Origin of the sequence: Shinella sp. G-2 (genome assembly GCF_050172695.1) — a bacterium.
Classification (GTDB): domain Bacteria; phylum Pseudomonadota; class Alphaproteobacteria; order Rhizobiales; family Rhizobiaceae; genus Shinella.
The window spans coordinates 83993-102241 of the sequence record NZ_JBBEYH010000003.1 but is presented as its reverse complement, the minus strand read 5'-3'; the positions used below and the strand labels follow the sequence as shown (position 1 = coordinate 102241).

Sequence of the window (18249 nt, the reverse complement as noted above, 5' to 3'; positions counted from 1 at the left end):
ACTGGTTTTCAAAGATCGGATATAACGCACCGGCCGCCGCTTTTTGGCCGCAGCTTCGCCGCCCGCCTCCCAAGCGGACCTGCGGCAGGCATCCAAGTGGGGACGCATGGATACATTGACCCGAATCCGGGCCTTCATCGACGTGGTCGATGCCGAAGGCTTTTCCGCCGCATCGCGCAAGACCGGCCGGTCCAAGGCGCTGCTTTCCAAATATGTGCGCGAGCTGGAAGACGAGCTGGGCGCGCTGCTGCTCAACCGCACCACCCGCCAGTTCTCGATGACCGAGCCAGGGCATACCTATTACCGCACCGCCTCCGACATCCTGAAGGAGATCGACAACCTTGCCGATCTCGTGCGCGAGAAGAACACGGACCTGCGCGGCAAGCTGAAGGTCTCCGCCCCGCGCACCTTCGTCGATGCGGATATCGGCCAGTCGCTCATCGATTTCGGCCGCGAACATCCCGAGCTTTCGCTGGAAATCGTCTCGGACGACCGCTTCGTCGACCTCGTCGAGGAAGGTTTCGACGTCGCGATCCGCATCACGCGGCTCGAGGATTCCGCGCTCATCGCCCGCAAGCTCGGCGACTTCTTCCTGAAGATCTGCGTGACGCAGGAGTTCCTGGATCGCGTCGGCCCCATCAACCATCCGAGCGACCTTGCGCGCCTCCCCTGCATCATCGACACCAACGGCAAGTCGCACAGCAACTGGCGTTTCGTCGACGAGAAGGGGGCCGGCTTTTCCGTGCCGGTCGGCGGCCATATCGAGGTGAACAGCCCGACGGCAGCCGTGCGCGCGGCGGCAAGCGGCCTCGGCGTCGCCCAGGTTCCGGCCTTCATCGCCCGCTCCTGTCTGGAATCCGGCCGGGTCGTCTCGATCCTCGAGGATTACCTGCCGACCGACCGGGGCATCTACGCGATCTACCCGCACCGCCGCTACCTGCCGGCCAAGGTCCGCACCTTCGTGGACTTCCTGCATGGCTGGTTCCGCCGCAACCCCGGCATCGAGGCGTAAGGTCCCAATTCCGACCCAATTGCGCTTCATCCATCCCGTCGAATAACGCCGCCCGAGAGGTCTGAAACTCCATGCGATTCCTTCCTCTTCTCGCCGCCGGAGCCGCGCTCGTCGCCCCGACAGCGGCGCTCGCCCATCCGCACATCTTCGCAGAAGCGCGGCTGGAAGTGGTGGCGGGCGATGACGGCACGGTCAGCGAATTGCGCAATGTCTGGCGCTTCGACGAGATGTTCTCCGCCAGCGTCGTCATGGATTTCGACAAGAACAGCAATGCGCAGCTCGATCCGGAAGAGCTGGCCGAAGTCGGCAAGACCGTGCTCGAATCGCTGGAGGAATTCAGCTACTACACGACCATCACCGAGGACGGAAAAACGGTGAAAGTGGCCAAGCCCGACGCGATCAACGTCGACTACAAGGACGGCCAGCTGCTGATGTTCTTCACGGTCAAGCCGGGCGAGGCCATGCCGCTCAAGGGCAAGCTCACCTTCGGCGTCTACGATCCCACCATGTATGCCGCGATGGACTTCGCCTCGGACGACGACCTCGTCGCCGTCGGCGACAAGTTCGCCGCCTGCAAGCACGCGGTGGTGCGCCCCGACCCGGACGAGGTCCTCGCCCAGAACCAGGACAGCCTGACCGAAGCCTTCTTCAACGACCCCGCCGGCACCGACATGTCCAAGCTCTTCGCCACGCGGCTGGAGCTGACATGCTGAACCGGACATTTTCTGGCACTGCCCTCCAGCCGGCAGGTGGAAAGGGCGTATCCCGCACGGCGCACCTCGCAGTTGTCGCGGTCCTTGCCCTCATCGCCACAGCGACCCTCGCCCACGCCCAGTCCCCGCTCGGCATCGGCTCGGCCGAGCCGGGCTTCAACACGACGGGCACCTTCGGCAGCCTCTTCGCCTGGATCAACGCCCAGCAGCAGGGTTTCTACCGGCTGATGACCGGGGCGCTGAAGGACATGCGCGACAATCCCTGGGCCGCCTCCACGCTGGTTGGCCTCTCCTTCGCCTACGGCGTCTTCCATGCTGCCGGCCCAGGCCACGGCAAGGCGGTCATCTCCTCCTACATGCTGGCGAACGAGGTGGAGCTGAAGCGCGGCGTGGCCCTCTCCTTCCTTTCCGCCCTGCTTCAGGGCGTCGTCGCCATCCTGCTCGTCGGTGCGGCCTATCTGTTCCTGCGCGGCACCACCGTCTCGATGACCGACGCCACCCGCGCGCTCGAAATCGGCAGCTATGCGCTCATCGCCCTTTTCGGCGCCTGGCTCCTTCTGCGTAAACTCCGCCCGGCGCAGCGCCCGGTCGCCACGCTCGGGCTGCAGGCGGTCGAGGTCCACGACCATCACCATCATCACGCAGGCGACGTCTGCGCCACCTGCGGCCATGCCCATGCACCGGATCCAGCGCTGCTGAAGGGCGAGCGCTTCCGGCTCCGCGAGGCATGGTCCGCCATCGTCGCGGTCGGGCTGCGCCCCTGCTCCGGCGCGCTGATCGTGCTGAGCTTCGCCCTGCTGAACGGGCTTTATCTCGGCGGCGTGCTTGCCGTGCTCGCCATGTCCGTCGGCACCGCCATCACCGTCTCCATCCTTGCCACGCTCGCCGTCACGGCCAAGGGCGCGGCCGTACGCTTCGCCGGCAACGGCTCGGCGGCCCTGCGCGTCGGCACGGCCATCGAGGTCGCCGGCGCGGCGCTGGTGATGATCCTGGGATTACTTCTGCTCGGAGCGGCCTTGCAGGCCTAGGCATTTCCGGCCGAAGCGGCCTCGCTTCGGTGTTGGACAATGCGGCTACCGGAACGGCCCTAGTTTTCCCGGTTGCGCTGGTAGCGCGCCCGCAGCCAGAACAGCAGGAAGAAGCCGAGCACCAGCAGCGTGCCGAACACGCCCGCCAGCCAGGGCGAGATGTCGCCGAGCGCGATCATGATGCGGGGCACGAAATAGAACACCACGCCCGTGCCGAGGAGAATGACGAGCGCCGCGATGGCCGCCGACTTGCCCTTGCCGTCCGCGCTCATGCCGTGCCCGCCTTGGCGATCTCGGCGCGAATGTCTTCCAGCTTGCGCTTCTGCTGGCCGCCGGCATCGAAATTGTCTGGCGAGAGCCAGGCGTCGAAGGCCTTGGCGATGACGGGCCATTCGCTGTCGATGATCGAGAACCAGGCGGTGTCGCGGTTCTCGCCCTTGGAGAGCATGTGCTGGCGGAAGACGCCTTCGAAGGTGAAGCCGAGGCGGGCCGCGGTACGCTTGCTCGCCGCGTTGCCATTGTGGCACTTCCACTCGTAGCGACGATAGCCAAGATCCTCGAAGACGTGTTTTGCCAGGAGATACTGCGCCTCGGTGGACAGCGGCGAGCGCGACATGCCGCCGCCATGGGCGATGCCGCCGATCTCGACGACACCGTTCGCCGGGTCCGGCCGCATGTAGTGCGCCATGCCGACAACCTTGCCATCCGCCTTGTCGACGATGACCTCACGCACCCAGCCGCCCTTGATCATCGCTTCGGACCAGGCGTCAAAAGCCTCGATCCCGGTGAAATCGGCCTGCGTGAAATAGAGCAGCAACGGGTTGATCGCCATGCCGCCGAGCCCGTCCCAGAGGGCCTGCAAATGCTTCGCGCGATCATAGGGCTCGATGCGCACGGTGCGGCCTTCGAGCGCCACGGGTGCCGGCGGCGGGCAGCCCTTCCAATCCTTGAGATCGCGCATGACATTTCTCCTTCGGTCTTGTCGAAGGGATAGAGCAGCGGATCGACAGGCGCAATGCGGAAAGGAGGGAGCGGCGTTCGGCCGCTCCCCCCCAACCTGTCAGACGGTAGCGGCGGAAACCGTCGCCTCGATATGGTCGACCAGCGCATCGGCGAGGCCGAGACGGCCGGCGAGCAGGTCGAGATAGCCGCGCTCGGCGCGCGACTTCGGCTCGATGGCGAGGCGCGAGGCGGTGTAGAGTTCGACGCGCTGCTCCTCGGTGGAGGCCGCCGCGACAATCGCGTCGAGATCGATGGGATTGGCAAGCTCGTCCTCTAGGAACTTCGCGGCGTCGGCGCCAAGGCCGGAGACCTTCAGCTTGTCCATGATGCGGGCGCGCTCGGCATCGTCGATATGGCCGTCGGCGCGCGAGGCGGCGATCATGGCGCGCACGAGGATGAGGGCGAAGTCCGTGCTGACCGCCTCGGGGTGGAAGCCGGAATCCGTCGGCGGCGGCAGGAGTTCGGGCGTGCCGCCCTGGGCGGTCTCGACCGGGTTCTGGCCGTCGCGGTAATTCTTGTAGGCCTGGTAGCCGAGGCCGGCGATGGCGGCCAGGCTGCCGAGCTTCAGCGCCGAACCGGCGACCTTGCGCCCGCCATCCGTGCCGAGCAACACGCCGGCAATGGCGATGGTGGCGAGCGGATTGTCCTTGGCAAGCTGTGTGACCTGACCGGCGCGGTCGCGCACGGTTCCGCCCGCGCCGGGCACCTGCGAACCGAGGAACTGGTCAAGCAACTTCTTGGCGTCAAACATGGGCGTCTCCGTTTCTCTCGTCGCGCGGGGGCCGACTGCAAGGCAAGATAGGAATGCCCGTTCTAAATTACAAACGCATAACGGGCGACCCAGGGCCGCCCGCTTGCAAATCCGCTGAACCTTGGCTCACCCCTTAAGGGCGGCGGCCTCGGCGGCGAGCTTCTCGATGCCCGCCCAGTCGCCCTTGGCGACGAGGTCCTTCGGTGCGACCCAGGAGCCGCCGACGCACACGACGTTCGGCAGCGAGAGGTAATCTCGGGCGTTCGACAGCGAAATGCCGCCGGTCGGGCAGAACAGCGTGCCGGCAAGCGGCGAGGAGAGCGACTTGAGATAGGCCGCGCCGCCAGCCTGTTCGGCCGGGAAGAACTTCAGCACCTCATAACCTTCTTCGCGAAGGCCCATGACTTCACTGGCGGTCGCCGCGCCCGGCAGCAGCGGGATTTCGGAATCGGCGGCCGCATCGATCAGTTCCTGCGTCGTGCCGGGGCTGACGATGAACTGCGAGCCCGCTTCCACCGCCGCCTCGAACTGCGCGGCGTTGAGGATCGTGCCGGCGCCGGCGACGGCGCCCTCGACCTCGTTGGCCACGGCGCGGATCGCTTCCAGCGCGGCCGGCGTGCGCAGCGTGATCTCGATGGCCTTGAGGCCGCCCTTGACCAGAGCGCGCGCCAGCGGCACGGCCGTCTTCAGGTCATCGATGACCAGAACCGGCACAACCGGCTGCAGCTTCAGGACGGAAAGGAGCTTGGCGTTCTTCTCGCTCATGGCACGACCTTTTAAAACGATTGAATTGAGATCGGAATAGCGTGTCTGCTGGGTCCTGTCGAGCCTAAAGCATCATATATGGCCTTGTCATGACACACTTCTCGTGTAGTCTGCGCTCGCCCATGCCCATCTCCAACAGCGAAAGCGAGCCTATGGCGAAAGAGATCGAGCGGAAGTTCCTGGTGTCGGGCCAGCGGTGGCGCACCTTCGCAGATGGAGGCATCGCCATACGGCAAGCCTATGTCGTTGCCCAGGACGACCGGTCTCTCCGGGTCCGCATCTACGGCGACGGGCGCGCGCGCATCACCCTGAAAGTCGGCCATACGGCGCTGGTGCGCGACGAATACGAATTCGACATCGACCGTGACGAAGCCGAGGACATGCTGCGCCATGCCATCGGCAACGTGATCGAGAAAGTACGCTACAAGGTGCCGCACGAGGGTCATGTCTGGGAGGTCGACGTCTATGACGGCGCCCATCGCGGCCTCGTCATCGCCGAGGTCGAACTTTCCTCCATCCACGACGAGCCGGCGCTGCCGAACTGGGTGGGCCGGGAGGTGACGGGCGAGAGCCAGTATTCCAACCAGTCGATGGCGCTCGGCGCCAGCAACGGCGCAAGCCTGAAGCGGCTCGCCTGAGCCGCGGCGACGCCGCGCCGCATTGCCTGAAATGCCGCGAGGCTGTATGTGGCGGCCATGACAAACACGACCCCTTCGCCCGCGCAGGAAACCGGTTTCCTCGTTGCCGCCCTCTATCATTTCGTCTCGGTGCCGCGTTTTGCGGACCTGCGCGCACCCTTGCAGGCGCTGTGCGAGGAGAACGGCGTGCGCGGCACGTTGCTGCTCGCCCATGAGGGTATCAACGGCACCATCGCGGGACCGGCCGCCGGCATTCGCACCGTGCTTTCCTTCCTGCGCAGCCAGCCGGAATTTGCCGGGCTGGAGCACAAGGAAAGCTGGGCGAGCGAGATGCCCTTCCTGCGCATGAAGGCGCGGCTGAAGAAGGAGATCGTCACTATGGGCGTCGAGGATATCGACCCCACGCGCTCCGTCGGTACCTATGTGGCGCCCGAGGACTGGAACGCGCTGATCTCCGACCCCGACACCATCGTCATCGACACGCGCAACGACTACGAGACGGCCATCGGCATGTTCCGTGGCGCCCTCGATCCGAACACCAAGACCTTCCGCGAATTCCCGGAATGGGTGCGGCAGAACACCGGCCTGCACAACAAGCCGAAGATCGCCATGTACTGCACCGGCGGCATCCGCTGCGAGAAGGCGACGGCCTTCATGAAGGCGGAAGGCTTCGACGAGGTCTACCACCTCAAGGGCGGTATCCTGAAGTATCTCGAGGACGTGCCGGCCGAAGAAAGCCTCTGGGACGGCGCATGCTTCGTCTTCGACGAGCGCGTCTCCGTCACCCATGGCCTGGAAGAGGGCGAGCACAAGCTCTGCCGCGCCTGCCGCCACCCGCTGACCGCCGAAGAGATCACCTCGCCGCTCTACGAGGCCGGCGTCTCCTGCCCGCATTGCCACGCAACGCGCAGCGAGGATGACCGCCTGCGCTTCCGCCAGCGGCAGAAGCAGATGGACCTTGCCCGCCAGCGCGGCGAACGCCACCTCGGCAAATAATCTGGGGCAAGTGACCTGGAGCATTTCCGGCCGAAGCGGCTTCGCTTCGGCGTCGGATATGCGCCACAAGCAAGAGACCAGGTGAACCCGGGTCCACCGGAATTGCTCTAGCCGGCCGCCCGCGCGTCGAGCTGCGGCGCGAGGAGCGCACCGAAGGCCTTCTCGCTCATCGGCTTGCCGAAGAAATAGCCCTGAAGCTGATCACAGCCGCACAGATGCAGGAAGGCCGCCTGCTCGGCGGTTTCCACGCCCTCCGCCGTGACCGGCATGTCGAAGGAGGCCGCGAGCGCGACGGTCGCCTGCAGCATCGCCCCACCCTTGATCGACTGTTCCGCCGCCACCGTCAAAGAGCGGTCGATCTTCATGCGGTCGAAACCGAAGCGGATGAGATAGCCGATACTGGAAAAGCCGGCGCCGAAATCGTCGAGCGCGATGCGCACGCCGCCGGCTTTCAGCCGGTCCATGACCAGTTTCGCCCGGCTGGGATTCTGGATGAAGTAGCCCTCGGTGATCTCCAGCGTGATACGGGCCGGTTCGATGCCGGCCGCCGCGATGATGCCGAGCGCCTGATCGGGGAAATAGGGATTGCGGAACTGTGCGGGCGAGACATTGATCGAAATGCCGATCTCCGGCCAGTTGCGCGCCGCTTCGCAGGCCCGCCGCAGCACCAGCGGCCCCAGCGCGTCGATGATGCCGGTCGCCTCCGCCAGCGGAATGAAGACATCCGGCGGAACGGGCGTCGTGCCGCCGCGATACCAGCGGACCAATGCTTCCACGCCGCAGACCGAGCGGTCGCCTGCCCGCACGATGGGCTGGAACACGACGTCGATCTCGTCGCGCGAAACCGCCGCCCGCAGCGCATCCTCCATCTCGCGCCGCGCGTCGCGGTCGTCGTCCATCATCACGTCATAGGGCATGGCGCGGCCGCGGCCGGCCTGCTTTGCCCGGTACATGGCGACATCCGCCTGCCGCAGCAGTTCCTCGCCATCGACGGCGCCGCGGTGCGACACGGCAATGCCGATGCTGGCGCCGACGATGGCGACCCGCTCGCCGATGGCGAAAGGTTCGGCGAAGAAGTCGAGCAGGGACGCCGTGAGCCGTTCCACCGCCTGTCCGCCGGGCTCGCCGATGAAGGCGATGGCGAATTCATCGCCGCCGATGCGGGCGAGCATGGCCCCCTCTGGCACGAGACGGCTCAGGCCGGCCGAAACCCCGCGGATCAGCCGGTCGCCGACGGCATGACCATAGAAGTCGTTGACCTCCTTGAAGCCGTCGAGATCCAGATAGAGCATCACCACGTCGCACTGCTGCGCGGCCGCGCGGGCGGTCAGGTCTTCCAGACCGGCATAAAGGCCTGTGCGGTTGCACAGGCCGCTGAGCCGGTCGGTGACCGCCTGCAGCCGCGCCTTGTTCTCATCCGCCTTGAGACGGATGGTGAAGGCAGCGCCGGTGAGGACGAGAAGCGCGAAGAAGAAGATGACGCCGCCGAGCGCCAGCAGCACAAGCGGACGCACCTGCGCATAGCTCTTGTCGCCGGGCGCTTCCGGCGTCCAGGAGAGAAAGCCGATTGCCCCACCATCCGGCGCGGTGACGGCGACACTCTCGCCGCCAACCGGCTTTTCGTCGGAAAACAACAGACCGGAAACCAGGAAATTATCGGCGATGCGCGCGATGCGGGCGGGTGTCAGGTGGCGGATGATGACGAGGGTGCGCAGCGCCTCCGCCGGCGCCTCCACCGTCCCGGAGGCCGAGCGGACCGTCGAGAGCGCGGCGACGGCCGGGCCATCCGGCGTGCGCAGGAAAGCGCCCAGCTCTTCGCCGGGCTTCAGCCCCGCCACCATCACCTTGCCGTAGAGTTCCGCGAACACCGCGCCGCCATAGGACTGCGCATCCGCCGGAAGGGGAGCGCCGTTTCGATAGGCGAGCATTGTCCTGCCCGTCTCGTCGACGAGAAAAACCGTGTCGAACAACGGACCGCCTTCCGTCGCCAGACCGAAATTGGCGATGAGCCAGGGCGTGTCGGGCGCACCATAGACGGCGCCCACCGCATCGTCCCAAACCGCATAGTCCCGCACGGTGGTGACCATGGAACTGCGCATGGAGGAGAGCGCACCGAAGACGGCCTGGCGGGTGCGCTCCTCGTCCAGCTCGTTGGCGCGGGTAGCAAGGAAGCCGAGGGCCATCATGACGAGAGCGGTGGCGAGGCTGACGACGACGGCAAAGGAAACCAGGACGCCGAGAACGACAGCAAGCCGCCTGGCGCCGATCATGCCTGAAAGGTGGTGCGCAAGCCGCAGCATCGTCTTCTCCGACCAGGCGGCGATGATGCGGCAGAAGCGTTATGATTCCTTTACGGTGCGATGGTTGCCTTTGGGAAAGTGGCCGGCAAGGGCGCTGTACCAGTGGCCGCTCTTCTTGATCGTGCGCACCTGCGTTTCATAATCGACATGCACGATGCCGAAGCGCATGCGGTAGCCTTCCGCCCACTCGAAATTGTCCATCAGGCTCCAGGCGAAATAACCGCGCATCGGATAACCTTCGGCGATGAGATCGGTGGTGACGGCAAGATGCGCGGCGATGTAGTCGAGGCGCGGCTGGTCGTCCACGGTGCCGTTCGCAACGCCCATATTGTAGCAGGCGCCATTTTCCGTGATGTAGCAGGCGGGCAGCGGGTAATCGGCGTTGAGCTTGCGGACAAGAGCGCCAAGCGCCGGCGCAAAGACCTCCCAGCCGATGTCGGTCTTGACATCCGCGACCGGCGGGGCGGGCACGGTGGCCGGGAATTCGGCGCCTTCGGCCGGATCGTGCGCCACGCGCATCGGCGTATAGTAATTGAGCCCCCACCAGTCGAGCGGCTGGGCGATCGTCTCCATGTCGCCCGGCTCGATATCGGGCATGCGATGGCCAAGGGCGGAGAGAAAGCTCTCCGGATATGCGCCGTTGAAGACCGGGCCGAAGAACACGCCGTTGTGGAAATCGAAGGCGCGGGCGGCGGCCGCCTCGTCCGCCGGGCTGTCGCTGCCCGGATAGATGGAATGGGCATTGAGCACGAGACCGACAGGAAGGCTCGGCCGCTCGGCGCGAATGGCGGAAACGCCAAGACCATGGGCGAGATTGGTAAAGTGGAGAGCGTGCAGCGCAGCGTCCATGTTGCGCTCGCCCGGCGCATGAATGCCGTAGAGATGGCTCAGCCAGACGGAGCACCAGGGTTCGTTGAAGGTCGCCACCGCATCCAGCCGGTCGCCGAGCCGGGCGATCGCGGTCTTGGCGTAGCGCTGGAAGGCATAGGCCGTCTGCCGCGCCGTCCAGCCGCCCTCGCCCGCCAGCATCAACGGCAGGTCCCAATGGTAGAGCGTCGCGAAGGCCTTGATGCCGCGCGCCTTCAGCCCGTCGACGAGGCGGTCGTAGAAATCGAGACCCTTCTCGTTCACCGGCCCCGTGCCCTCCGGCACGATGCGCGGCCAGGCGATGGAAAAGCGATAGGCCGTGACGCCGAGCGACTGGATGAGGTCGAGATCCTCGTTCAGCCGGTTGTAATGGTCGCAGGCGACATCGCCATTATGCCGGCCGTAGACGCGGCCCGGCATGTTGGAAAAGGCGTCCCAGATCGAAGGCTTGCGTCCATCCATCTTCGACGCGCCCTCGATCTGGAAGGCGGCGGTCGCCACGCCGAAGACGAAATCGCCGGGGAAACGGTCGGCGAGGGTTTTGGGATCGATCATCGGCTCTCTCGGGTTTTCGGTATCAAGCGGCAATCTGCAACGTTGCAGTAATGCCGTTTCACGGAAAGTCAACCGCCTTTCGCGACATGAAGCGGCGGGAACCCCGTCCGTATGGCAGATGGACCATTTGCCGAGTCTGCCTCCTTTTCTCCATCAGCCCGAGCTCGATCCAATGTCCGGTTCATTCGCATCGGCGCGTACCAGAGGCTCGCCGCATACATGAAATCCGCTTAGTGGCTCAAAGCAAACTCACCGTAAAACAGCGCATCCTTAAACAAAGGCTTAGGATTTCACCCCCTAAAATGCCCTGTATTGGGTGGAGGCAGACGGCGTGGTACGGCGAATTCCGAAGCAGCTTGTTCGCAAAGGCATGTTCATCGAATCGGTGGAATGCCCGACCGCCGAATTCTCCGCCCGCCGCTTCCTTCTCGACACCGACGACACGCTGCGCGCCATTCTCGCCACCTCGGCCACCCATGCTCTGGTCAACGCCGAGAAGAGCAAGGTGGATATCGACGCAGGCCCCTCCCCGGCAGCACAGCAGGCCGAGGAGCGGCGGCGCACGGTGGAAACCGTGGCCGAGGCGAAGAGCGCCCTGCGCGGCAGTTTCGATGCCGCCCGCATGGGGCGGCTGGAATTGGACACGCTGAACCCCGTGGCGGACGAGATTTCCGACCGGATCGACGCGGCGCCCGATGTCTTCCTGAAGGTGACGCGCCTCAAGACCAAGGACGAAGGCACCTATGTGCATTCGCTGGCGGTGAGCGCGCTGATGATGCGGCTTGCCCGTTCGCTCGGCTATGGGGACGAGAGCGTGCGGGAGCTCGGCGTCGCCGGCCTGCTGCACGATGTCGGCAAGCTCATGGTGCCCAACGCGATCCTCAACAAGAAGGGCGGGCTGGAGGCGGAGGAGCGGCGCCTGATCCGCAACCATCCCGAGGTCGGCTACCGTCTGCTGAAGGAGCAGGGCAATATCTCGGACACGATCCTCGACATCTGCCGGCACCACCACGAGACCCTCGACGGGACCGGCTATCCGGCCGGCCTCAAGGCGGACCAGATCAGCCCGGAAATCCGCCTCTCCACCGTCTGTGACGTCTTCGAGGCCTTGACCAGCGCCCGCCCCTACAAGCGCCCCTGGACCACCAGGGACGCGCTGAACTGGATGTTCGACCGGGGACAACTCTTCGACAAGAAGATGGTCATCCACCTCGGCGGCATCTTCGCCGGCTGACCGTCAGACCTTCACCCAGGCCCCGTTCTTCTTCGAAGACTGCACGCAGGCATCGACGAAGAGCATGCCCTTGAGGCCGTCATCGACCGTCGGATAGGTGACGGCCGGGTCGACCTTGGCGCCGCTGCGCTTGGCATGGATCGCGCGGGCAGCCTCGGAATAGATAGTGGCGAAGCCTTCCAGATAGCCTTCCGGGTGACCGGAGGGGACGCGGCTGACGCGCGCGGCGGCAGGTCCGGAGCCGGCGCCGCCCCGGGTGATCAGGCGCTTCGGCTCGCCGAAGGGCGTGTACCACAGGTAGTTTGGATCGGCCTGCACCCATTCGAGACCGCCCTTGGTGCCGTACACGCGCACCTTCAGGCCGTTCTCGTGGCCGGGCGCGACCTGGCTGCACCACAGCATGCCCTTGGCGCGCGCGCCGTCCTTTTCCTTGAAGCGCATCATGACATGGGCATTGTCGTCCAGCCGGCGACCCGGCACGAAACTGTCGAGGTCGGCCGAGAGTTCCTCCAGATCGAGGCCGGAGACGAAGCAGCCGAGATTGTAGGCATGGGTGCCGATATCGCCGGTGGAGCCGCCCGCGCCGGACTTGGTGGGGTCGGTGCGCCAGGCGGCCTGTTTCTGGCCGCTGCTCTCGATATCCTCCGTCAGCCAGTCCTGCGGATATTCCATCTGCACGAGGCGGATCGCGCCGAGATCGCCGTTGGCGACCATCTCGCGCGCCTGCCGGACCATGGGATAGCCGGTATAGTTGTGCGTCAGCACGAAGAGGGCATCGCTTTCCTCCGCAAGCTTCTTCAGCTTGCGGGCATCGGCCAACGTCGAGGTCAGCGGCTTGTCGCAGATGACGTGAATGCCGCGCTTCAGGAATTCCTTCGCGGCCTCGTAATGCACATGGTTGGGCGTGACGATCGCCACGGCCTCGATACCGTTCTTCAGCTTGGCCTCGCGGATCGCCATCTCCTTGAAGCTGCCGTAGCTGCGCGACGGATCGAGCCCGAGTTCGCGCGCCGACTGTTCGGCCTTTTCGGGCGAGGACGACAGCGCACCGGCGACGAGCTCATAGTGATCGTCGAGCCGGGCGGCGATGCGGTGAACCGCGCCGATGAACGCGCCGGAGCCGCCACCCACCATGCCGAGCCGGATGCGACGCTCCCGCGCCTCGTTTGCGCTTCCTTCGATGGCCATCCTGTAGTCCTCCTTGGCTTTTCCTCATCCGGTCTGCCGGCCACCATCCTTCCGCAAGCGGGGCGAAGGAGGTGGGCCGGACCGTTTTCCAGACCGTCAGCGTTCATATAGGGCGCATCCCTCTCCCGCCTGCGGGGAGAGGCCGGGGCCTCAAAGCCCCAGCATGCGCCGGTTGGCGGCGTCGTCCGTGCCTGCGTCGGCAAAGTCGTCGAAGGCCTTTTCCGTTACGCGGATGATATGGGCCTTCACGAACTCGGCCCCCTCGCGCGCGCCGTCCTCCGGGTGCTTCAGCGCGCATTCCCATTCGACCACGGCCCAGCCGGCGAAGTCGTTGGCGGCCATCTTGGAGAAGACGGCGCCGAAATCGACCTGGCCGTCGCCCAGCGAGCGGAAGCGGCCGGCCCGGTTGACCCAGCCCTGGTAGCCGCCATAGACGCCCTGCCGGCCCGTCGGGTTGAACTCGGCATCCTTCACATGGAACATGCGGATGCGGTCCTTGTAGATGTCGATATTGTCGAGATAGTCGAGGCACTGCAGCACGTAGTGCGAGGGATCGTAGAGCATGCAGGCGCGGGCATGGTTGCCGGTGCGCTCGAGGAACATCTCGTAGGTGATGCCGTCGTGCAGGTCCTCGCCCGGATGAATCTCGTAGCAGACGTCGACGCCGCAGGAATCCGCGTGGTCGAGGATCGGCTTCCAGCGCCTCGCCAGCTCGTCGAAGGCCGTCTCGACGAGGCCGGCGGGACGCTGCGGCCAGGGATAGACGAAGGGCCAGGCGAGTGCGCCGGAGAAGCTGGCCATGGCGTCGAGGCCGAGATGCCGCGAGGCGGTCAGCGCCATCTTCACCTGATCGACGGCCCATTCCTGCCGCGCCTTCGGATTGCCGCGCACCTCGGGCGCCGCGAAGCCGTCGAAGGCCTCGTCATAGGCGGGATGCACGGCGACGAGCTGGCCCTGCAGATGGGTGGAAAGCTCGGTGACCTCGACGCCGTTCTCGCGCGCCGTGCCGGCGAACTCGTCGCAATAGGCCTTGGAGGAAGCCGCCTTCTTCAGATCGATGAAACGCGAATCCCAGCTCGGGACCTGCACGCCCTTGTAGCCGATATCGGCGGCCCATTTGGTGATCGCATCCCAGGAATTGAACGGCGCGGCATCGCCGGCGAACTGGGCGAGAAACAGGGCCGGGCCCTTGATCGTCTTCATCTTTGGCGTCCTCCCGTGGGCGGGGCCGACCCTCGCGGCCCGTCGAAGTGGTCTTGCGGTACGTACCGCAACGCGTCGAAAGCTATCGGCCTTTGGCCGGGTGGGCAATGCGCAATTGCGGGATCGGTGGAATGTCCTGGAGGGAAATGGCGGGCTGGAACGGTATCAGGCAATTTCCGGCGCTACGCGTTTCCCTATCCTTTGTCATCCCCGGGCCCAGCCCGAAGATGACTTGGAGCATGCAACCGCCCGGGCATAACCCGGGCGGCTTGTTTCTCGTCGGATCAGAACGGGGAATCCGGGAAGTAGAAGTCCTTCGCATTGTCCTTCGTCACCAGCGTGGCATCGATGGTGTAGACGCCACGGACCGGGACCTGGCCGTAGAAATTGGCGGCGGTCATTTCCAGCGCGGTGCCGACCATTGCCGGCGGATAGAGAACGTCGACCGGGATCATCTTGTCGCCGTCCATGACCTTCTTGATCATGTCCTTCGAACCGGCGCCGGCAATGACGTACTGGATGTCCGTGCGGCCGGCCTGTTCGATGGCCTGGAGAACGCCGACGGCCATGTCGTCGTCCTGGCACCATACGACGTCGATCTTCTGGTACTTGGTCAGGTAGTCCTGCATGACCTTGAAGGCGTCGTCGCGGTTCCAGTTGCCGTACTGGCGATCGAGAATCTTGACGTTGGAACCTTCGATACCCTTGTCGAAGCCGTCCTGGCGCTGCTGGTCGATCGGGATCGCCATGCCGCGGATGACGACGACTTCGGCGTCCGGCGTCGTGGTCTTGATGTATTCGCCGGCCGTCTGGCCGAGCGCGAAGTTGTTGCCGGCGACATAGAGGTCACGAACGGAACCGTCGTTGGTGCTCGGCGCGCGGTCGACGAGCGCGACGAAGGTGCCCTTGCCCTTGACTTCCCTGATGGCGTTGACGAGCGGGTCCGGATCGGTCGGCAGGATGACGAGTGCGTCGATGCCCTGCGTCTCGAGGTCCTGCACGGCATTGGCCTGGCTTGCCGGATCGGCCGACGTCTTGACGATGACGTTGAGGCCCGGATTGCGCTCCATGAGGAGCTTGGCGACGCGCTCGGCATGATAGACGACGCCCGCGGTCCAGCCATGGTCGGCGGCCGGGATCGATACGCCGATCGTCACCTTCTTGTCTTCAGCGTGAACGGCGCCGGCAATCAGCGCCATGGCGGCGACCGTCAGGCCCAAAAGTTTCTTGCGCATGAGTTTCCTCCCAAAAACCAGGTCTTTCTTCGTGGCCGGGCGACCCGTTGACCCGGCTGTTCCCCATGCAGTTCCAGACGCAAAGGCTGGAACCGCCTGGCTACGACTTCCGCACCAGCGAACGCTGGACGAGCATCGCAATGATGATGATCGCGCCCTGGATGGCACCGATCAGATATTCGCTGATGAAGTTGGAGAGCAGCATGATGTTGCCGACCAGTTCGAGGATGAAGGCGCCGCAGATCGTGCCCCAGACGCGCCCTGCCCCGCCCTTCAGCGCCGTGCCGCCGACAACGACGGCAGTGATCGCCTGCAACTCCCACAGGATGCCCGTGGTGGCGGAGGTGGAGCCGAGGCGCGGTACGTAGAGCAGTACGGCGATGGCCACGCACAGGCCCTGGATGACGAAGGCGATGGTGCGCACGCGGTTGACCGGAATGCCGGAATAGCGCGCGACGTCGCTGTTCGAGCCGACCGCCACGACATGGCGGCCGTAGCGCGTACGATAGAGGATGAAGGCCGCGATGGCGGTGACGACGAGGATGACGACGATCGGCACCGGCACGCCGAGGATATAGCCGAAATAGGCCGGACGGTAGAGCGCCTGCAATTCCGGCTCGCGCAGCGTGATCGCGCCGCCCTGCGACAGCCAGGTGGTGAGGCCGCGATAGATGCCCATCGTGCCGAGCGTGGCGATGAAGGGTTCGATCCTGCCGACCGTGGTGATGAGGCCGTTGGCAAGGCCGCAGGCCCCGCCGATGACGACGGTCAGCACGACGGCCGCTGCCAGCATGAGGCCCGGATCGGCGATGACGCCCGAATTCATGAAGAGGATCATGATCGAGGCGACGAAGGCCACCATGGAACCGACGGAAAGATCGAGGTCGCCGGAGGAAATGACGAAGGTGGCGCCGACGGCGATGATCGCGATGAAGGCGCTGCGCGTTGCGACATTGGCAAGGTTGTTGAGACCGATGAAGTTCGGGTTCACCAGCGCGCCGACGATGAGCAGCAGCAGGAGTGCGGCGAAGGGCGCGACCGCCCTCAGGTCCACGTCCCGCCAGCTTCGGCCCCGCGGTTTCGTTTCGACTGCGTCTTCCGTCATTGTTCGTCCCCGACGTAAATTCGTTGTGTTGGCAGCCGGCTTTCGCTCAGGCCGCGGTCTTCTTCTTGAGGCCCGCCGAATAGCGCATGATCTCCTGTTCGGAGATTTCCTCGCCTTCGAGAATGCCGACGATCCGCCCTTCCCGCATGACGGCGACGCGCGTGCAAAGGCCGATGATCTCCGGCATCTCCGAGGAGACGACGATGATCGACTTGCCGTCGCGGGCGAGCGCCGAGATGAAGTGGTAGATCTGCTGCTTGGTGCCGACATCGATGCCGCGTGTCGGCTCGTCGATGATGATGACGTCGGGCTCGGTCTCCATGACCTTGGCGAGCAGGAGCTTCTGCTGGTTGCCGCCCGACATGCGCCCGGCGACGACGCGCCCATCGCGCACGCGGATATCGAAACGGCGGCGGGCGCGCTCCAGCGCGGCAGCCTCACTCTTCGGGCTGAGATAGCCGTACTGGCCGTGCTTCTCCAGCGACTGCAGCGTGAGGTTCGCCGTCATGCGCGAATTGAGCAGCAGGCCCTTGTGCTTGCGATCCTTGGTCATGTAGGCGATGCCGACCCGGTTGGCGGCATGCACGTCGCCGCCCGGAACGCTCTCGCCGCGCACCGAGACCTCGCCGGCCGAGCGGGCGCGCAGGCCCGCGACCGCTTCCATCAGTTCGGTGCGACCGGAGCCGATGAGGCCGGAAAAGCCGAGGATTTCGCCCTTGCGCACCTCGAAGCTCGCATCCTTCACATAATGCGTCGAGAGATCGGCGACGGCGAGCGTCACCTCTTCGTCGACGCTCGGCTCCTGCTTGGCGGGATAGAGGCTGGAAAGTTCGCGGCCGACCATGAGCTGGGCGATGGATTCGCCGTCAAGAATGTTGGTCGGTGCGGTCTTCACCCATTGCCCGTCGCGCAGCACCGTGACGCGATCGGTGAGCTCCATCACCTCGTCCAGCTTGTGCGAGACGAAGACGAAGGAGGTGCCCTTTTCGCGCAGCTTGCGCACCTGGCGGAAAAGATAGTTGGTTTCCTCGCGGGAAAGCACGGCGGTCGGCTCGTCCATGAAGATGATGCGCGCGTCGCGGCTGATGGCTTTCGCGATCTCCACCATCTGCTTGTCGGCGATGGACAACGAGCTGATCATCGCATTCTCGTCGACATGGGAGCCGAGCTGGTCGAGCACGCGGCGCGTCTCGGCGCGCATGAATTTGCGGTCGAGCACGCCGAAGCGCGTGACCTCGCGGCCGAGGAACAGGCTCTCCGTGACGGTGAGATGTTCGGCCAGATTGAATTCCTGATGGATGATGACGATGCCGAGCGCTTCGGCCTGGCCGTTCGGCGGCAGCTTGACCGGCTGGCCGTCCAGCAGGATCTCGCCGGAGGTCGGTTGTTCGAAGCCGGAGAGAATCTTGACGAGGGTGGATTTGCCGGCGCCGTTCTCGCCCATCAGCGCATGAATCTCGCCGGCGCGCAGCTCGAAATTGACGCTGAACAGCACCTGCACGCCACTGAAAGACTTGCTGATACGGCGTGCGGCAAGAACGACGGGAGCCCCGTCGGCAGCGTCCGGATTCATGATTTCCTCCCTGCGGCTCCTCGACCGCTTGGCCATGATGTAAACCTTTACACTCCCTATGTAAAGGTTTACATCATTGGATAT

Annotated in this window: 17 protein-coding genes; 6 read left to right on the top strand and 11 right to left on the bottom strand. The window is 65.1% G+C overall.

What is annotated here, in order from left to right; all coding sequences use genetic code 11:
- Positions 1 to 106 precede the first annotated feature (106 nt).
- The 3 genes from V8U06_RS07015 (at position 107) to V8U06_RS07005 (ending at position 2753) form a co-directional block, all read left to right on the top strand.
- Positions 107 to 1012: a LysR family transcriptional regulator gene (locus V8U06_RS07015; protein ID WP_427140062.1), complete on the top strand. Its 906-nt coding sequence runs from the start codon at positions 107 to 109 to the stop codon at positions 1010 to 1012.
- Positions 1013 to 1083: 71 nt separating this feature from the next.
- Positions 1084 to 1725: a DUF1007 family protein gene (locus tag V8U06_RS07010; protein WP_427140061.1), complete on the top strand. Its 642-nt coding sequence runs from the start codon at positions 1084 to 1086 to the stop codon at positions 1723 to 1725.
- On the top strand, positions 1719 to 2753 hold the full coding sequence (locus V8U06_RS07005; protein ID WP_427140060.1) for a nickel/cobalt transporter: 1035 nt from the start codon (positions 1719 to 1721) through the stop codon (positions 2751 to 2753). Before V8U06_RS07010 ends, V8U06_RS07005 begins: the two co-directional genes overlap by 7 nt.
- Positions 2754 to 2812: 59 nt before the next feature.
- On the opposite strand, the gene V8U06_RS07000 is transcribed toward V8U06_RS07005, so the two are convergent.
- The 4 genes from V8U06_RS07000 to V8U06_RS06985 form a co-directional block, all read right to left on the bottom strand.
- Positions 2813 to 3025, bottom strand: coding sequence for a hypothetical protein (locus tag V8U06_RS07000; RefSeq protein ID WP_226917841.1), 213 nt, complete (start codon positions 3023 to 3025; stop codon positions 2813 to 2815).
- The gene (locus V8U06_RS06995; protein WP_427140059.1) at positions 3022 to 3714 is read right to left on the bottom strand and encodes a GNAT family N-acetyltransferase; all 693 of its coding nucleotides are present in this window, start codon (positions 3712 to 3714) and stop codon (positions 3022 to 3024) included. The genes V8U06_RS07000 and V8U06_RS06995 overlap by 4 nt, the downstream gene beginning before the upstream one ends.
- A gap of 99 nt (positions 3715 to 3813) precedes the next feature.
- Positions 3814 to 4506, bottom strand: a complete 693-nt coding sequence (locus V8U06_RS06990) for a tellurite resistance TerB family protein (RefSeq protein ID WP_226917839.1) — start codon at positions 4504 to 4506, stop codon at positions 3814 to 3816.
- A 126-nt stretch (positions 4507 to 4632) separates the two neighbouring features.
- On the bottom strand, positions 4633 to 5271 hold the full coding sequence (locus tag V8U06_RS06985) for a 2-dehydro-3-deoxy-phosphogluconate aldolase (RefSeq protein WP_427140058.1): 639 nt from the start codon (positions 5269 to 5271) through the stop codon (positions 4633 to 4635).
- A gap of 152 nt (positions 5272 to 5423) precedes the next feature.
- Between V8U06_RS06985 and V8U06_RS06980 the strand changes: the two genes are divergently transcribed.
- Together V8U06_RS06980 and V8U06_RS06975 are read left to right on the top strand one after the other, a co-directional pair.
- Positions 5424 to 5909, top strand: coding sequence for a CYTH domain-containing protein (locus V8U06_RS06980; RefSeq protein ID WP_427140057.1), 486 nt, complete (start codon positions 5424 to 5426; stop codon positions 5907 to 5909).
- Positions 5910 to 5966: 57 nt separating this feature from the next.
- Positions 5967 to 6905 (top strand): rhodanese-related sulfurtransferase, encoded by a 939-nt coding sequence (locus tag V8U06_RS06975; RefSeq protein WP_427140056.1) that lies wholly within the window; start codon positions 5967 to 5969, stop codon positions 6903 to 6905.
- Positions 6906 to 7012: 107 nt separating this feature from the next.
- Here V8U06_RS06975 and V8U06_RS06970 read toward each other — a convergent pair whose 3' ends face one another.
- On the bottom strand, positions 7013 to 9205 hold the full coding sequence (locus V8U06_RS06970; RefSeq protein ID WP_427140055.1) for a putative bifunctional diguanylate cyclase/phosphodiesterase: 2193 nt from the start codon (positions 9203 to 9205) through the stop codon (positions 7013 to 7015).
- A gap of 39 nt (positions 9206 to 9244) precedes the next feature.
- Positions 9245 to 10627 carry a GH1 family beta-glucosidase gene (locus V8U06_RS06965; protein WP_427140054.1) on the bottom strand — a complete coding sequence of 461 codons (1383 nt, stop codon included), beginning with the start codon at positions 10625 to 10627 and terminating at the stop codon, positions 9245 to 9247.
- 316 nt (positions 10628 to 10943) lie between these two features.
- On the opposite strand from V8U06_RS06965, the gene V8U06_RS06960 reads away from it, so the two are divergent.
- Positions 10944 to 11861 (top strand): HD-GYP domain-containing protein, encoded by a 918-nt coding sequence (locus tag V8U06_RS06960; protein WP_427140053.1) that lies wholly within the window; start codon positions 10944 to 10946, stop codon positions 11859 to 11861.
- Positions 11862 to 11864: 3 nt separating this feature from the next.
- On the opposite strand, the gene V8U06_RS06955 is transcribed toward V8U06_RS06960, so the two are convergent.
- The 5 genes from V8U06_RS06955 to V8U06_RS06935 all read right to left on the bottom strand — a co-directional run bounded on the left by V8U06_RS06955 (position 11865) and on the right by V8U06_RS06935 (position 18165).
- The gene (locus V8U06_RS06955; protein WP_427140052.1) at positions 11865 to 13049 is read right to left on the bottom strand and encodes a Gfo/Idh/MocA family protein; all 1185 of its coding nucleotides are present in this window, start codon (positions 13047 to 13049) and stop codon (positions 11865 to 11867) included.
- A gap of 150 nt (positions 13050 to 13199) precedes the next feature.
- Positions 13200 to 14252 carry a sugar phosphate isomerase/epimerase family protein gene (locus V8U06_RS06950; protein WP_427140051.1) on the bottom strand — a complete coding sequence of 351 codons (1053 nt, stop codon included), beginning with the start codon at positions 14250 to 14252 and terminating at the stop codon, positions 13200 to 13202.
- 284 nt (positions 14253 to 14536) lie between these two features.
- Positions 14537 to 15487, bottom strand: a complete 951-nt coding sequence (locus V8U06_RS06945) for a substrate-binding domain-containing protein (RefSeq protein WP_427140050.1) — start codon at positions 15485 to 15487, stop codon at positions 14537 to 14539.
- A gap of 100 nt (positions 15488 to 15587) precedes the next feature.
- A complete protein-coding gene (locus V8U06_RS06940) occupies positions 15588 to 16592 on the bottom strand; it encodes an ABC transporter permease (protein ID WP_427140049.1) in 1005 nt (334 codons plus the stop codon).
- A 46-nt stretch (positions 16593 to 16638) separates the two neighbouring features.
- On the bottom strand, positions 16639 to 18165 hold the full coding sequence (locus V8U06_RS06935) for a sugar ABC transporter ATP-binding protein (RefSeq protein ID WP_427140048.1): 1527 nt from the start codon (positions 18163 to 18165) through the stop codon (positions 16639 to 16641).
- Positions 18166 to 18249: the final 84 nt, after the last annotated feature.

Bases quoted from the DNA above. Each gene is read 5' to 3' on its own strand.
- V8U06_RS06995 (WP_427140059.1), bottom strand. From the start codon at position 3,714: ATGCGCGATCTCAAGGATTGGAAGGGCTGCCCGCCGCCGGCACCCGTG.
- V8U06_RS06945 (WP_427140050.1), bottom strand. From the start codon at position 15,487: ATGCGCAAGAAACTTTTGGGCCTGACGGTCGCCGCCATGGCGCTGATT.
- V8U06_RS06965 (WP_427140054.1), bottom strand. From the start codon at position 10,627: ATGATCGATCCCAAAACCCTCGCCGACCGTTTCCCCGGCGATTTCGTC.
- V8U06_RS06955 (WP_427140052.1), bottom strand. From the start codon at position 13,049: ATGGCCATCGAAGGAAGCGCAAACGAGGCGCGGGAGCGTCGCATCCGG.
- V8U06_RS06985 (WP_427140058.1), bottom strand. From the start codon at position 5,271: ATGAGCGAGAAGAACGCCAAGCTCCTTTCCGTCCTGAAGCTGCAGCCG.
- V8U06_RS07015 (WP_427140062.1), top strand. From the start codon at position 107: ATGGATACATTGACCCGAATCCGGGCCTTCATCGACGTGGTCGATGCC.
- V8U06_RS06975 (WP_427140056.1), top strand. From the start codon at position 5,967: ATGACAAACACGACCCCTTCGCCCGCGCAGGAAACCGGTTTCCTCGTT.
- V8U06_RS06980 (WP_427140057.1), top strand. From the start codon at position 5,424: ATGGCGAAAGAGATCGAGCGGAAGTTCCTGGTGTCGGGCCAGCGGTGG.
- V8U06_RS06970 (WP_427140055.1), bottom strand. From the start codon at position 9,205: ATGCTGCGGCTTGCGCACCACCTTTCAGGCATGATCGGCGCCAGGCGG.
- V8U06_RS06950 (WP_427140051.1), bottom strand. From the start codon at position 14,252: ATGAAGACGATCAAGGGCCCGGCCCTGTTTCTCGCCCAGTTCGCCGGC.
- V8U06_RS07005 (WP_427140060.1), top strand. From the start codon at position 1,719: ATGCTGAACCGGACATTTTCTGGCACTGCCCTCCAGCCGGCAGGTGGA.
- V8U06_RS06990 (WP_226917839.1), bottom strand. From the start codon at position 4,506: ATGTTTGACGCCAAGAAGTTGCTTGACCAGTTCCTCGGTTCGCAGGTG.
- V8U06_RS06940 (WP_427140049.1), bottom strand. From the start codon at position 16,592: ATGACGGAAGACGCAGTCGAAACGAAACCGCGGGGCCGAAGCTGGCGG.
- V8U06_RS07000 (WP_226917841.1), bottom strand. From the start codon at position 3,025: ATGAGCGCGGACGGCAAGGGCAAGTCGGCGGCCATCGCGGCGCTCGTC.
- V8U06_RS07010 (WP_427140061.1), top strand. From the start codon at position 1,084: ATGCGATTCCTTCCTCTTCTCGCCGCCGGAGCCGCGCTCGTCGCCCCG.
- V8U06_RS06935 (WP_427140048.1), bottom strand. From the start codon at position 18,165: ATGAATCCGGACGCTGCCGACGGGGCTCCCGTCGTTCTTGCCGCACGC.